Genomic DNA, 14673 nt, shown 5'->3' on the forward strand with positions numbered 1-14673 from the left:
GCGCAGGGGGCCGCGGGGCGGGGCGCACGCCCGACGCACACAGAGCGCATCTCACATGCGCCCTTCGTACGCCCCCGACCGGCCTCCGGAAGCCACCGAGGCCCAAGTCAGGTTAGGCTCACCTCTGTGAGTACGTGCACGACCGCGTCGCGGCACCTCGACGAGCCCCTCGCGGGGACCTCGACCACCGCGAGGACCTGGCTGCTGCTGGAACAGCCCGGCCCCTGGGGCGCCAATGCCCTCACTGCGAGCCACCTGGACCCGGCCGTCGGCCACGCCCTCGAAGCCGCCACGGAAGACACCGGAGTGCGCGTCGCGCTCATCCGCCGCCCCGGCCGCCACGCGGACTGCCACGATGCCCGCGCACGTCATGTGTACGCGGCCCACACCGTTCCCGGAAACATGTGGCTGCACAGCACCACGACTGCCGATCCGGAGCAGTTGCTCGACCTCGACTTCACCGCTCTCGGCATGGGGGACCCTCACACCTTCGACACCGGCCTGCGGGGGCGCCCCCACACAGGCGACCCGCTGGCCCTCGTCTGCACCAACGGCAAGCGCGACCGCTGCTGCGCCCTCCTCGGCAGGCCGCTCGCAGCCGAACTGGCCTCCTCCGGAGTGGAGGGTGTCTGGGAGGTCACGCACCTGGGCGGTCACCGCTTCTCGCCCACGCTGCTGGTCCTGCCGTCCGGATACGCCTATGGCCGCGCCGAGGCCCACCACGTCAAGGGCGTCCTCCAAGCCGTACGGGAAGGCCGCGTCGTCACCGAGGGATGCCGCGGAAGCTCCGCCTGGGAGCGGCCAGGGCAGGCGGCCGAGCTGGCCGTGCGCACGGCGACGGGTGAGGACCGGGCGGGCACCCTCACCGTCGTCACCACGCGGGGCGCGGCTCCGCGCTGGGAGGTGACGGTCGCCCACGCCGACGGCCGCCAGTGGCAGGTGACCGTCGCCCAGAGCGCCTCGCTGCCGCCCCGCCCGGAGAGCTGCGGCTCGCCTCTGGGCTCCCCCGCCCGGATGGACGTGGTGTCCATCCAGGAAGTGTCGGCCACGCCGCTGGCGAGCTGAACCGGCGTCGAGCCGGGAGGGGGCACCCACCCGTTCCTTCCGCACCCTGCCAGGAGATCCACACCACTCCCCTTCGGCCCGGCTCACCCCGCCACGTACCTTCATGGGTATGAGCTCCACTCCCCCCGCCCGCCGCCTGCGGCTGGGTCTGCCGCGGCGGGCGTTCTCACAGGTGCTGCTGATGCAGGTGGCGATCGCCGCCGGCGTCGCCGTGCTCGTGACCGGGCTGTTCCTGGCGCCGCTCAGCCAGCAGCTGGACGACCAGGCGATGCGCCGCGCCCTCGCGATCGCGCAGACCACCGCGGCGCAGCCGCAGCTCGCCGAGGACCTGGCGTCGACCACGCCGTCCGTCCACGGCCCCGTGCAGGCGGAGGCCGAGCGGATCCGCAAGGCCAGCGGAGCCGAGTACGTCGTCGTGATGAACATGGACGGCATCCGCTGGTCCCACCCGGACCCGAAGCAGATCGGCAGCGTCGTCTCGACCGATCCGCGGCCGGCCCTGGCCGGTCAGGAGATCATGCAGATCGACGACGGCACGCTGGGCCGCTCGGCCCGCGGAAAGGTGCCGCTGCGTGATGCCGCCGGGAAGATCGTCGGCGCGGTCTCGGTCGGCATCGAGTACAACAGCGTGCGGTCCCGTCTGATCCACGCCATCCCGGAGCTCCTCGCCTACGCCGGCGCCGCCCTCGCCATCGGATCGCTGGTCGCGTACGTGATCTCCCGGAGGGTGCAGCGGCAGACCCGGGACCTGGCCTTCTCGGACATCTCGTCGCTGCTCGCGGAGCGCGAGGCGATGCTGCACGGCATCCGGGAGGGCGTCGTCGCCCTGGACCGGAGCGGTCGCGTCCGCCTGCTCAACGACGAGGCCCAGCGTCTGCTCGGCATCGGTGAGGAGGCCGTCGGCCGCTCCCTCGACGAGGCGCTCGGTGAGGGCCGTACGACCGATGTCCTGGCCGGCCGTGTGACCGGCACCGACCTGCTCACCGTCCGGGGCCGGCGCGTCCTGGTCGCCAACCGGATGCCCACCGACGACGGGGGCGCCGTCGCCACTCTGCGCGACCGTACCGAGCTGGAGCAGCTCGGGCGCGAACTCGACTCCACACGCGGCCTGATCGACGCCCTGCGCGCGCAGGACCACGAGCACGCCAACCGTATGCACACCGTCCTGGGGCTGCTCGAACTGGAGATGTACGACGACGCCGTGGAGTTCGTCGGCGAGGTGGTCGGCGACCACAGGGTGACCGCCGAACAGGTCACGGAGAAGATCCATGATCCGCTGCTCGCCGCGGTGCTCGTCGGCAAGGCCGCCGTCGCCGCCGAGCGTGGCGTGGCCCTGTCGCTCGCGGACCGGACCCTGCTGCCGGACCGGCTGATCGACTCCAGGGGGCTGGTCACCATGGTCGGGAACCTGGTCGACAACGCCCTCGACGCCGTGGCCGGCACTCCACACGCGCGCGTGGAGGTCGGACTGCGTGCCGAGGGGCGCGCGGCGGTCCTCAGGGTGCGCGACACCGGACCGGGCGTTCCGGTGGAACACCGGGAGCTGGTCTTCGCGGACGGGTGGTCCACCAAGAAGCCGCCCGCCCACGGGAAGCGCGGCATCGGGCTCTCCCTGGTGCGCCGGCTCGCCGAACGGCAGGGCGGCAGCGCCCGCGTCACGGAGGCGGACGGCGGGGGCGCGGAGTTCGTCGTCGTCCTCCCGGAGGCTCTGACAGAGCCGGGACTGGCGGCTCAGACGCCCGCGCACCCGCTTCTGCCGCCCGGCAGTCGGACCGGCTCGTGCGACCCGCTAACGTCGGGCCGCACGAGGGAACGGGATGCGGTGCGGGAGCCCGAGGCCGCCGCAGCCGCCAAGGAGGAGTCGTGATGATCGAGGTCCTGGTCGTGGACGACGACATCCGGGTCGCGAAGGTCAACGCCGCGTACGTGGAGAAGGTGCCGGGCTTCCAGGTCGCGGGGGTGGTGCACAGCGCGGTGGAGGCGTTGCGGCAGCTGGAGACGCTGCCCCGCGTGGACCTCGTCCTCATGGACCACTATCTGCCGGACCGGACGGGCCTGGAGGTCGTCCAGGAAATGCGGCGACGCGGCCTCCAGGCCGATGTGATCATGGTGACGGCGGCCCGCGACGTCACCACCGTCCAAGCGGCGATGCGGCACGGGGCCCTGCAGTACCTGGTCAAGCCGTTCGCGTTCGGGGGCCTGCGCACCAAGCTGGAGGCGTACGCGGAGCTCCGCCGCACCCTCGACGGCGGCGGCGAGGCCGAACAGGCCGAGGTGGACCGGATCTTCGGCGCCCTCTCCGCGAGCGGGGAGCCCGACCTCCCCAAGGGGCACTCCGCCACGACCACGGAACTCGTACGCCGCGCCCTGATGTCCGCCGACGGCCCGCTGTCGGCCCAGGAGATCGCCGAACGGACCGGTCTGAGCCGCCAGACCGCCCAGCGTTACCTGAAGCTCCTGGAGCGCACGGGACGGGCCACGCTGACCCTCAAGTACGGCGAGGCGGGCCGCCCGGAGCACCGTTACGTATGGGCGACCCGCGCCTGAGGGCACGATGGCGGGCCGCCGCCCGGGGCCCGGGGGCGCTCGTGCGCTCAGACCGCCCCGGCTCCCGTCAGCGACCGCACCTCGGTCTCCGCGTGCTTGGCCGCGTCCGGTTCCTGAGCCGAGACGACCGTGCCGAGCCAGCCCGCGAGGAAGCCCAGCGGGATGGAGACGAGGCCCGGGTTCTCCAGGGGGAAGTACTGGAAGTCGACGCCGGGAAAGAGCGACCCGGGGCTCCCCGACACCACCGGTGAGAGCAGCACGAGCAGCAGGGCGGGCACCAGTCCCCCGTACACCGCCCACACCGCACCGCGCGTCGTGAATCCGCGCCAGAACAGCGAGTAGAGCAGCACGGGCAGATGCGCCGAGGCGGCGACCGCGAAGGCGAGACCCACGAGAAAGGCGACGTTCAGGTCCCGGGCGAGCAGCCCGAGCCCGATCGCGACCACTCCCGTCCCGACCGCGGCGGCCCGCGCGACGGCCACCTCGCTGCGTGGCTTCCCCCGCGGCCGCCGCAGCGACGCGTACAGGTCGTGCGCCACGGACGCCGACGAGGCGAGCGTGATCCCGGCGACCACCGCGAGGATGGTGGCGAAGGCGACGGCGGCGACGATCGCGAACAGAACCGCTCCGCCCGTGGAACCCGACCCACCGCCCAGATCGAGCGCCAGCAACGGAACCGCCGTGTTCCCGGCAGCGTTCGATCGCCGTACGGCATCGGGGCCGACGATCGCCGCCGCACCGAAGCCCAGCACGATCGTCATCAGGTAGAAGCCGCCGATGAGCCCGATCGACCACACCACCGACCGCCGCGCGGCCCGTGCGGTGGGCACCGTGTAGAAGCGCGACAGGATGTGCGGCAGCCCGGCCGTGCCCAGCACCAGGGCGAGCCCCAGACTGATGAAGTCCAGGCGTGCGCTCCAGTCCCCGCCGTACCTCAGTCCCGGCGCGAGGAACGCGTCCCCGTGCCCGCTGCGCTCGGCCGCCGTGCGCAGCAAGTGATCGAAGTCACCGTGGAACCGCACCAGTACGAGCACGGTCAGCGCGATCGCCCCGCCCATCAGCAGGACCGCCTTGACGATCTGGATCCAGGTGGTGGCCCGCATCCCACCCAAGGACACATAGACCACCATGAGGGCGCCGACCCCGATGACCGTCCAGACCCGGGTCGCCTCACTCGTCCCGCCCAGCAGCAGCGCGACCAGGATGCCCGCCCCCACCATCTGCGCCACCAGGTACAGAACGGACACGGTCACCGAGGCGGTTCCCACCGCGATCCGCACCGGCCGCTCGCTCATCCGGGCCGCGACCACGTCGGCGAGCGTGAACCGCCCGCAGTTGCGTACCAGTTCGGCCACCAGGAACAGCACCACGAGCCAGGCCACCAGGAAACCCACCGAGTACAGCAGCCCGTCGTACCCGAAGAGCGCGATGAGCCCGGAGATCCCCAGGAACGAGGCCGCCGACATGTAGTCGCCCGCGATGGCAAAACCATTCTCCATCGGGGAGAACAGCCGCCCGCCGGCATAGAACTCCTCCGCGGAACCACGCCGGTTGCGGCTCACCCAGGTCGTGATGCCCAGGGTGACCGCGACGAACGCGCTGAACAGCAGTACCGCCAACGTCTGTTGGTTGCCGGTCACCGCTCGCCCCCTCTGGCGCCGCGCGCCAGCTCCTGCGTGTCCCACCGCAGTTCGAGCGCGGCCCGGTCCCGGCGCAGCCTCGCATGCCGCATGTACGCCCACGTGAACAGGAACGTGGTCAGGAACTGCCCGAGCCCCGCCAGCATCGCCACGTTCACGGCGCCCGTCACCGGCCGCGCCATCAGCCCGGGTGCGGCCGTCGCGGTCACGACATAGCTGACGTACCAGGTGAAGAACACGGCGACCCCGGGGACCACGAACCTTCGGTACCGGCTGCGCACCTCCTGGAAGGCCGCGCTGCGCTGCACCTCCAGGTAGATGTCGGCCGCGCCCCCGGTCCTGTCCCCGTCACCCCGGCCGGCGGACGGCGCGACGAAGGCGGGGGCTCCCGTACCGTCCAACTCGCCCCAGCCGGAGGCCGGCGCGTCGTACCAGGGATCGTCGAACCTCGTCTGCCCCGCCGCCCCCACGGCGGCGGAGGCCTGGCCCGGCTGTCCTTCGTGGTACTCGACCGGGCTCTCGGCCCCACCCCCGTGTCGGCAAAGCCGACCATTCCTTGACTGCATGCCCAAGGATGGACAGAACGGCAGGATCCCTGACTCTTCTTCCCCCGCTCTTCACCCCATCAGGTGACTCGCCCCGCACGCGACCCATCCCGCAGACGACCGAGCACACCCCGGTGCGGCGCTACGCGTCGATGCGTGACCGGTCCAGAGTCGCCGCCGAGCTGGAGATGAACTCCTTGCGCGGCGCGACGTCGTTGCCCATCAGGAGGTCGAAGACCTGCTCGGCGGCCTCCAGGTCGGAGAGGTTGATCCGGCGCAGGGTGCGGTGACGCGGGTCCATCGTGGTCTCGGCCAGCTGGTCGGCGTCCATCTCGCCGAGGCCCTTGTAGCGCTGGATCGAGTCCTTGTAGCGGATGCCCTTGCTCTGGAACTCCATGAGCTTGTCGCGCAGTTCGCGGTCCGAGTACGTGTACACGTACTTGTCCTGCCCCTTCTTGGGCTGGATCAGCTCGATACGGTGCAGCGGCGGCACCGCGGCGAACACCCGGCCCGCCTCGACCATGGGCCGCATGTAGCGGTGGAACAGCGTCAGGAGCAGGGTCCGGATGTGGGAGCCGTCCACGTCGGCGTCGGTCATCATGATGATCTTGCCGTAGCGCGCCGTGTCGATGTCGAAGGTGCGGCCGGATCCGGCCCCTATGACCTGGATGATCGCACCGCACTCGGCGTTCTTGAGCATGTCCGTCACGGACGACTTCTGGACGTTGAGGATCTTGCCGCGGATCGGCAGCAGCGCCTGGAACTCGGAGTTCCGGGCGAGCTTGGCGGTGCCCAGCGCGGAGTCGCCCTCGACGATGAACAGCTCGCTGCGCTCCACGTCGTCGCTGCGGCAGTCGGCGAGCTTGGCGGGCAGCGAGGAGGACTCCAGAGCGGTCTTCCGGCGCTGCGCGTCCTTGTGCTGGCGCGCCGCGATTCGCGTACGGGCGGCGGCGACCACCTTCTCCATGACCACGCGGGCCTGGGCGGCCGCGTCGCGCTTGGTGGAGGTCAGGAACCCCTTGAGCTCCTTGGAGATCACGTTGTTCACGATCCGGCGGGCCGCCGAGGTGCCGAGGACCTCCTTGGTCTGGCCCTCGAACTGCGGCTCGGCGAGACGGACGGTGACGACCGCGGTGAGGCCCTCCAGGGCGTCGTCCTTGACGACGTCGTCCTCGGCGACGCGCAGCAGCTTCTTGGCGCGCAGCACCTCGTTCATCGTCTCTTTGACGGCCTGCTCGAAGCCGGCCACGTGGGTGCCGCCCTTGGGGGTGGCGATGATGTTGACGAACGACCTGAGGGTCGCGTCGTAACCGGTCCCCCAGCGCAGCGCGACATCGACGCCGAGTTCACGGGTGACCTCGGTGGGTGTCATCTGGCCGTGGTCGTCGAGGACCGGCACCGTCTCCTTGAAGGTGCCCTGTCCGGAGAAACGGAGGACGTCGCAGACCGGCTTGTCGGTGGCCAGGTACTCGCAGAACTCGCTGATGCCGCCGTCGAAACGGAAGGATTCCTCGCCCTTGCTGCCGCCCTCGCCCAGGCCGTACTCGTCGCGCACGACGATGGTCAGGCCGGGCACCAGGAACGCGGTCTGGCGGGCGCGCTGGTGCAGCGTCTCCAGGGAGAGCTTGGCGTCCTTGAGGAAGATCTGGCGGTCGGCCCAGTACCGCACGCGCGTGCCGGTACGGTTCTTGGGGATCTTCTTGGCCTTGCGCAGACCCCCCTTCGCCTCGAACTTGGCGTCCGGCCCGGTCGCCGCGAAGCCGCCGGCCACGCCGCGCCGGAAGCTGATGCCGTGGGTGTGGCCGCCGCGGTCGACCTCGACATCCAGTCGCGCCGAGAGCGCGTTCACCACGGAGGCGCCCACGCCGTGCAGACCGCCCGAGGCCGCGTACGAGCCGCCGCCGAACTTGCCTCCGGCGTGCAGCTTGGTCATGACGACCTCGACTCCGGAGAGGCCGGTCTTGGGCTCCACGTCCACGGGGATGCCGCGGCCGTTGTCCCGCACCTCCACGGAGGCGTCGTCGTGGAGGATCACGTCGATGTGGTCGCAGTAGCCCCCGAGGGCCTCGTCCACCGAGTTGTCGATGATCTCCCACAGGCAGTGCATCAGACCGCGGCTGTCGGTCGACCCGATGTACATGCCCGGGCGCTTGCGTACGGCTTCAAGTCCTTCGAGGACGAGCAGGTGCCGCGCGGTGTAGTTGGAACCATCCCGGTCTGCTCCGGTCAGCAGCGCTGTGGACGGCACGGACGTCTCGGCGGTCACGCGGTTCGCTCCTCGCTGAATTTCAGATGGGGTCCTTTGGGGTAAGGACGCGGCTTCGGTAGCCGTTCAGAGGGTACCGAGGCCTGGTAGAGCCGATGTAACGCCACCCTCGTCTGAACTCAGACTAGTCCAGACTCGTACGAGCGTTCGATCCCTCGATGGAGTGAAGTACATATCACGTTCCCTTTGAGGCATGAACCATTTAGGCTCCGGGCACGTCCTCATGAACAACCGGCAACCCAGCCGGGAGGACAGGACAACCGACAGACAAGCGCGAAATCCGTACGACACGAAGACACGCACTACGGCTCATTCGCCGCCAACCGGCAGCAGACAGCCTGCCCGGAAAGTTTTTTTCGAGGAGAAGCCGCGAGCGGGAACGTTTTCGGCCTGGTTGGATGTTGACCCTGGTACGACAGCTCGTCGAGCTAGAGAAGAGGCGACGTGACTACTGTTCTGACCCCCGCGAGCCCACTGACGGCCGCCGACCGATGCGACCGTTGCGGCGCACAGGCCTACGTGCGCGTCGTTCTGCTGAGCGGTGGCGAACTGCTCTTCTGCGCTCACCACGGTCGCAAGTTCGAGCCGGAGCTCAAGAAGATCGCCGCTGAGATACAGGACGAGACGGAGCGGCTGACGACCGTTCCGGCAAGCGCCGGCGAAGAGGAACGCTGACACCTCGCATTCACGACGAGCCAGCGCCGGCAGCAGGCCGGTGACAAGGGCGGCCAACCCCACGCACCGGGGGGTGGCCGCCCCTACTGTGAGTGTGGGGCCGTCACCCTCAGCGCCCCCAGCCCAGTGTCCGGAGGATCTCCGAGACCCGGGTGTAGACCCCCGGATTCCCCCGGAGACCGCACCCGGTCCCCCACGACACCAGACCGATCAGCTTCCCCTGGGCGACCAGCGGACCGCCGCTGTCGCCCTGGCAGGCGTCGCGTCCGCCCGCGAGCTCCCCGGCACACACCATGGAGCCGGCCGCGTACGTTCCGTCCCTGCTCCCTGAGTACGCCCCCTCACAAGCCGCGTCGGGCAGCACCTTCACGCGTGCGGCGCGCAGACTCCGGGCGTAGTCTCCGGCGCCTGTGGTGTCCCCCCAGCCGTAGACCACGGCACCCGTGTCCGGCCGGTATGCAGGGTCGCCTGCCGCCGCCATCCGGATGACCGCGCTCTCGGGGAGCGGCGAGGCGAGGGTGAGTACGGCGAAGTCCCCGGCATTCGTATTGCTGTCATAGTTCGGGTTGACCCAAGCGGCTCGTACGGGTATCTCCTTGCCCTCGGCCGAGAGAAGGTCCCCACGGCCCTCGATCACCTTCAGGTCACGTACCTTTTCCGGCGGCGCCCCCAGCACCGCCCCACTCAGACAGTGGGCCGCGGTCAGCACAGTCGAGCGGCCCACCGCCACACCGCCACAGAACTGCCCTGCGCGCGTACCCCCGAACCGGTCACGGCTGGACAGCGCCACCGTCCAGGGGCTCTCGGAGATCTCGACCGGATAGCCGCCTATGACGACGTCGGCTGCCGCCGGAGTTGCGGGTGATGCCAGGGGTATCGCGCCCACTGCGGCGGCGAGGGCCGATACTCGGGCAACGGATCGTCGCATGCGAACTCCTCACTCTGGGACATTCACTGCACACCCAGGGTGATTCAAGGGGCGGCTGCCCGCATGCGCGCACAAGCCGAAGGCCCGGCCCCCGTAACGGAAGCCGGGCCTTCGCAGGCGTACGAGCGAGGCTTTAGTCCAGGTAGTCGCGCAGCACCTGCGAGCGCGACGGGTGACGCAGCTTCGACATCGTCTTGGACTCGATCTGGCGGATGCGCTCGCGCGTGACGCCGTACACCTTGCCGATCTCGTCGAGGGTCTTCGGCTGACCGTCGGTGAGACCGAAGCGCATGGAGACGACACCGGCCTCGCGCTCGGACAGGGTGTCGAGGACGGAGTGCAGCTGCTCCTGCAGGAGTGTGAAGCTGACCGCGTCGGCCGGGACGACGGCCTCGGAGTCCTCGATGAGGTCACCGAACTCGCTGTCGCCGTCCTCACCCAGCGGGGTGTGCAGCGAGATCGGCTCGCGGCCGTACTTCTGGACCTCGATGACCTTCTCCGGGGTCATGTCGAGCTCCTTGGCCAGCTCCTCCGGGGTGGGCTCGCGGCCCAGGTCCTGGAGCATCTGGCGCTGCACACGCGCGAGCTTGTTGATGACCTCGACCATGTGCACCGGGATACGGATGGTGCGGGCCTGGTCGGCCATGGCGCGGGTGATCGCCTGACGGATCCACCAGGTGGCGTACGTGGAGAACTTGTAGCCCTTGGTGTAGTCGAACTTCTCGACCGCGCGGATCAGACCGAGGTTGCCCTCCTGGATGAGATCCAGGAAGAGCATGCCGCGGCCGGTGTAACGCTTGGCCAGGGAGACCACCAGGCGGAGGTTGGCCTCCAGGAGGTGGTTCTTGGCGCGGCGGCCGTCCTCGGCGATGATCTCCAGCTCGCGCTTGAGCTTGGGGGCGAGCTTGTCGGCGTTGGCCAGCTTGTCCTCGGCGAACAGACCGGCCTCGATGCGCTTGGCGAGCTCGACCTCCTGCTCGGCGTTGAGCAGCGGGACCTTGCCGATCTGCTTGAGGTAGTCCTTGACCGGGTCGGCGGTGGCACCGGCGGCCGCGACCTGCTGCGCGGGCGCGTCGTCCTCGTCCTCGTCGGAGAGGACGAAGCCGGCGTTCTCGGTGCCCTCGGGCTCGTCGCCGGCCTTGCCGGGTGCCGGGGTCTCCTCAAGCGCCTCGTCGTCGAGAAGCTCGCCGTCGTCCTTCTTGGCGGTGGTCTTCTTGGCCACCGTCTTCTTGACGGCGGTCTTCTTGGCGACAGCTTTCTTGGCGGTCGCCTTCTTGGCGGCGGCCTTCTTCGCGGGCGCGGCGCCCTCGGTGGGATCGTCGGCGGCCGACACGGCCGGAACGGCGGGGGCAGTGGCCTTCTTCGTGGTCACCGTCTTCGCCGCCACGGTCTTGGTGGCGGTGCGCTTGGCGGGACTCTTCGCTGCGACGCTCTTTCGGGTGCGCTTGGGCTCTGCGGCACTGACCATCAGCGTCACACCCTCTTCCTCAAGGATCTGGTTGAGGCTGCGCAGTACGTTCTTCCACTGAGTGGCCGGAATCTGGTCAGCTTCGAAGGCTCGACGCACGTCGTCGCCGGCGATCTGCCCCTCAGCCTTTCCCCGCTCAATGAGCGCCATGACAGAGACGGACTCGGCGATCTCCGGCGGGAGCGTACGGGATGTGCTGGCCGACACGAACAACCTCTCGGAACGTTGGAAAACGGCTTCCGGCCCCGTCCACTACGGACAGGAGCCGACGACCGCCGACTTGGGGATGGGCCGACGGCGCAGGCGGGGGCCGGGGAGTTGCACAGCGCCGTGAGCGGCGTCCGTATTCCTTCCTCGGCTGTCACCTCTTAGGTCATCGCGCTGCCCCGAAGAGCGTTACGCCCAATCCGCGTGGCCCGAGTCACACCCCGTAAGCACGTAAATGCATCTGGATGCTGTCAGAGTCGGTCATTACTGACAGTGGTCGACTCCGACCCGGGAGTACCTCACTTCTCTCCGCCGGACCCCGCCGGTCCACAGGGGAGCCGGCGGGGTCCGGCGGAGAGACGGGTTCACCGGCCGGGCGCCACCCGGACAGGGCGTGCTCCTTCGACCGTGCCGCTGTCGGCGGGCGGTCAGTGCTCGCGCGGCGAGGGCACGACGCGTTCCACCTCGGGGTGGACGGTGAGCAGTTGCCGCATGGCCACCTCGGCCGCCGCGCCGTCACCGGCGGCGAGGGCCTCGACGATCCGGGCGTGGTGGCCGAGCGAGGTCTCGTTGGGGCGGTCGCAGCCGGTGGCCGGGCCTCCGGAGACCTGGAGGGCGGCGGAGACGATGCCGGAAAGGTGCTCCAGCATGCGATTGCCCGCGACCTGGATCAGCATCGAGTGGAACTCGGCGTCCGCGCGCGCGAAGGTCAGCGAGTCGCCCTGCCCCATGGCATGGCCCATGATCTCGACCATGTCGCCGAGCCGCTGCTGGACCTCCTCACGTCCGTGCCCGGCGGCCAGACGGGCGGCGAGCGGTTCGATCGTCCAGCGCAGCTCGCTCAGCTCGCGCCGCTGGTCGTCGCGCTGCGGCCCGAAGGCCCGCCACTCGATGATGTCCGGGTCGAGCAGGTTCCAGTCGCTGACGGGACGCACCCGCGTGCCGACGTTGGGGCGGGCACTGACCAGCCCCTTCGCCTCCAGGACGCGGAGCGACTCACGGACGACGGTGCGGGAGACCTCGAATCGCTGGCCGATCTCCTCGGGCACGAGCGGACGGTCCGCGCCGAGGTCACCGGAGACGATCATCTGACCCAGCTGCTGGACGAGTTGGCCGTGCAGGCCGCGTCCGCGGCTGCCCGCGGCGCGTCGGCCCACACGCCCCAGTTCGGGATCGGCGCTCTCCCAGGTGGGGGCGCCGACGCGCTCTACGCCGGGTGTCTCGGCGTAGGAGTAGCGGTCGAGTCCACCCGGGCCGGCCAGGCCGGAGTCTGCGGAGCGGGCGGCGGTCATCATGGTGTGCGCAAGGGTACTCACGCATCCTTTGTCGGCGCCCTCCTCAACTCCCTTGAGGTCTTTGGTGAAAAGCACACGAAAGGGTGATCGCTCACCCCGTCGCAATTGACGCCTTATCGGAAAGAAACGGGCGCTCTTCGAGGAGTTGCGCGCAAGGTGGGATCGGACGGGTGCGGATAGCGGTCAGGAGACGTCCGTCTCCGTCATCGGACCCTGCCCCGCAGGGTCGTGAGCAGATATGCGCCGAGCAGCGCGGTCAGCGACAACAGCAGTGCACCGCCCACGGGTTGGGCGATCATCCGGGCCGCTACGGTCAGATAGCGCTCCCCGCCGAAGGGCCACGGCATCAGGGGCAGCTCGTGCAGCCGCGCCGAGAACCCGGCCGCCGCCCGGACGGTCATCCCCTCCAGGACCTTGCGCACAAGGGGCACGACGAGGACCGGCACCGCGAGCACCGCGGCCAGTCCCGCGGTCGTGGACCGGAAGATGCCGGCAGCCAGCACACCGGCCCAGGAGCACCCCACGACGAGGCCGATCCAACTGGCGCCCAGTGGAAGCCAGTCGGCGGGAACGTCGGCGAGCTCCGGTCCGTAGACGAGGTAGAGCACTTCGAGGTCGCAGCCCACCGTGAGGAAGGCCAGCATCAGCGCGGTGACCGCGGCGACGAGGAGTTTCGCGGCGAGGAGCCCCAGCCGGCGGGGGACGGTGCCGCGATCCGCGGCCAGGGCGGGGTGGCGGAACTCGTCACCGAAGGCGATCGCACCGAGAAAGCCCGCCCCCAGCGCGGCGGGCGGCAGCGGCAGCTCCTCCGGCCAGGCGGCCAGCAGGCGCGGCTGCGGGGCATGACCGATGCCCGCGAGGATCACGGAGATGACGGCGGAGGTGATCAGTACGGCGGCCACGGTATAGAAGCCTGTGTCGACTCCGGTGGCCCTGCGCAGTTCGTAACGGAGCGGGCGCAGAGGGCTCGGGGCCGGGCGGACGTCGACGGGGGGCGGGAGCTCCGGGAGGCCGTCCGGTTCCGACGGCCCGGTCGTGTGCGCCGGCTCAGTCTCTCCGTGTTCGTCGTCAGCGGTCGTGCCGTCATCGCCCGTGAGAGCCGCACCGGCACCGTCGGTGGCGCGAGGCGGCCCCATGTCGCCGACTTCATCGGCGAGTTGATGTACGAGGATGCCGTGCCGGAACGCGGTCTCCCCGATGTCGGCGCAGGTACTGCCGTATACGGAGAGCCGGTTGCCGTCCTCGCGCACGACCTCGACGGAACGCTGCGTGGTCCGGGCTTCCTTGGTGAGCAGGGCGCCCAGGCGGACGGCGTGCGGGCTGCGGACGACAACGCGGGGACGGAGCCGGGTACGGGCGAAGTCGGCCGCCTCCTGGTCGGCGACGAGCCGTCCCTCCTCCAGTGTGACGACCCGGTCGGCTGTCTGCGCCGCCTCCTTGGGGTCGCGCGTCGTGAACAGCACGGTGCCGCCCTGGAGCGCGTGGGCACGCAGGATCCCGTGCAGCCAGCGGCTTTCACGGACGGACAGCCCGGCGGCGGGATCGTCGAGCACGAGGGTGTGCGGGTCGGCCAGCAGCGCACAGGCCAGCCCCAGACGGCGGTCCATGCCGCGCGAGAGTGTCCCCAGTCGTTCGTCGCGCAGACTGACGAGGCCCACGACGTCGAGGACGTCGTCGGCGCGCTGCGCGGGCACGCCGGCTGCGGCACACAGCATGCGCAGGTGACCGCGGACCGTGCGGGCCGGATGGCCGGGTACGTCGCCGAGGAGGACACCCACCTCGCGCGAGGGGTGGTCGATGCGATGCAGGGGACGGCCCCTGAAGTAAGCGACGCCGCGGCCCTGTTGCAGTGCGAGCATGAGCCGCACCGCCGTCGTCTTGCCCGCGCCCGCTGGACCGAGGAGCACGGTGACACAGCCGGAGAGAGCCTCGAAGGAGACGTTGTCGACGGCGGGCGGAAGCTCCTTGCGAGGGGTGCTGGTCAGTCCGATGGCCTGGATCACCCACAGCAAGATAGCGGGTTATGTCCGGTTTTCT

11 protein-coding genes are annotated in these 14673 nt (G+C 70.2%); 4 read left to right on the plus strand and 7 right to left on the minus strand.

All coding sequences use genetic code 11. The features are described from left to right. Nucleotides 1–126 precede the first annotated feature (126 nt). The 3 genes from FPZ41_RS22040 to FPZ41_RS22050 all read left to right on the plus strand — a co-directional run bounded on the left by FPZ41_RS22040 (nucleotide 127) and on the right by FPZ41_RS22050 (nucleotide 3612). The gene (locus tag FPZ41_RS22040) at nucleotides 127–1065 is read left to right on the plus strand and encodes a sucrase ferredoxin (protein ID WP_322620557.1); all 939 of its coding nucleotides are present in this window, start codon (nucleotides 127–129) and stop codon (nucleotides 1063–1065) included. Nucleotides 1066–1174: 109 nt separating this feature from the next. Further along, entirely contained in the window at nucleotides 1175–2932 is a 1758-nt protein-coding gene (locus tag FPZ41_RS22045; protein ID WP_152865142.1) for an ATP-binding protein, read from the plus strand. Further along, entirely contained in the window at nucleotides 2932–3612 is a 681-nt protein-coding gene (locus tag FPZ41_RS22050) for a response regulator (RefSeq protein ID WP_152865190.1), read from the plus strand. The genes FPZ41_RS22045 and FPZ41_RS22050 overlap by 1 nt, the downstream gene beginning before the upstream one ends. Nucleotides 3613–3659: 47 nt before the next feature. Here FPZ41_RS22050 and FPZ41_RS22055 read toward each other — a convergent pair whose 3' ends face one another. From FPZ41_RS22055 to FPZ41_RS22065, 3 genes are all read right to left on the minus strand, one after another. Continuing rightward, nucleotides 3660–5252 (minus strand): solute symporter family protein, encoded by a 1593-nt coding sequence (locus tag FPZ41_RS22055; RefSeq protein WP_322620558.1) that lies wholly within the window; start codon nucleotides 5250–5252, stop codon nucleotides 3660–3662. Continuing rightward, nucleotides 5249–5818 (minus strand): DUF485 domain-containing protein, encoded by a 570-nt coding sequence (locus tag FPZ41_RS22060; protein ID WP_152865144.1) that lies wholly within the window; start codon nucleotides 5816–5818, stop codon nucleotides 5249–5251. Before FPZ41_RS22060 ends, FPZ41_RS22055 begins: the two co-directional genes overlap by 4 nt. 121 nt (nucleotides 5819–5939) lie before the next feature. Next, nucleotides 5940–8063 (minus strand): DNA gyrase/topoisomerase IV subunit B, encoded by a 2124-nt coding sequence (locus FPZ41_RS22065; RefSeq protein ID WP_322620559.1) that lies wholly within the window; start codon nucleotides 8061–8063, stop codon nucleotides 5940–5942. 444 nt (nucleotides 8064–8507) lie between these two features. Between FPZ41_RS22065 and FPZ41_RS22070 the strand changes: the two genes are divergently transcribed. Continuing rightward, nucleotides 8508–8738, plus strand: coding sequence for a DUF7455 domain-containing protein (locus tag FPZ41_RS22070; protein ID WP_131564913.1), 231 nt, complete (start codon nucleotides 8508–8510; stop codon nucleotides 8736–8738). Between the two features lie 109 nt (nucleotides 8739–8847). Here FPZ41_RS22070 and FPZ41_RS22075 read toward each other — a convergent pair whose 3' ends face one another. The 4 genes from FPZ41_RS22075 to FPZ41_RS22090 form a co-directional block, all read right to left on the minus strand. Next, nucleotides 8848–9666 carry a S1 family peptidase gene (locus tag FPZ41_RS22075; RefSeq protein WP_152865146.1) on the minus strand — a complete coding sequence of 273 codons (819 nt, stop codon included), beginning with the start codon at nucleotides 9664–9666 and terminating at the stop codon, nucleotides 8848–8850. 133 nt (nucleotides 9667–9799) lie between these two features. Then, nucleotides 9800–11341, minus strand: a complete 1542-nt coding sequence (locus FPZ41_RS22080) for an RNA polymerase sigma factor (protein ID WP_322620560.1) — start codon at nucleotides 11339–11341, stop codon at nucleotides 9800–9802. 428 nt (nucleotides 11342–11769) lie between these two features. Next, nucleotides 11770–12657 carry a FadR/GntR family transcriptional regulator gene (locus FPZ41_RS22085; RefSeq protein WP_322620561.1) on the minus strand — a complete coding sequence of 296 codons (888 nt, stop codon included), beginning with the start codon at nucleotides 12655–12657 and terminating at the stop codon, nucleotides 11770–11772. Nucleotides 12658–12839: 182 nt separating this feature from the next. Then, nucleotides 12840–14639 (minus strand): ABC transporter ATP-binding protein, encoded by a 1800-nt coding sequence (locus FPZ41_RS22090; RefSeq protein WP_322620562.1) that lies wholly within the window; start codon nucleotides 14637–14639, stop codon nucleotides 12840–12842. Nucleotides 14640–14673: the final 34 nt, after the last annotated feature.

It is taken from the genome of Streptomyces acidicola, assembly GCF_009377235.1.
GTDB classification, from domain to species: Bacteria; Actinomycetota; Actinomycetes; order Streptomycetales; family Streptomycetaceae; genus Streptomyces; species Streptomyces acidicola.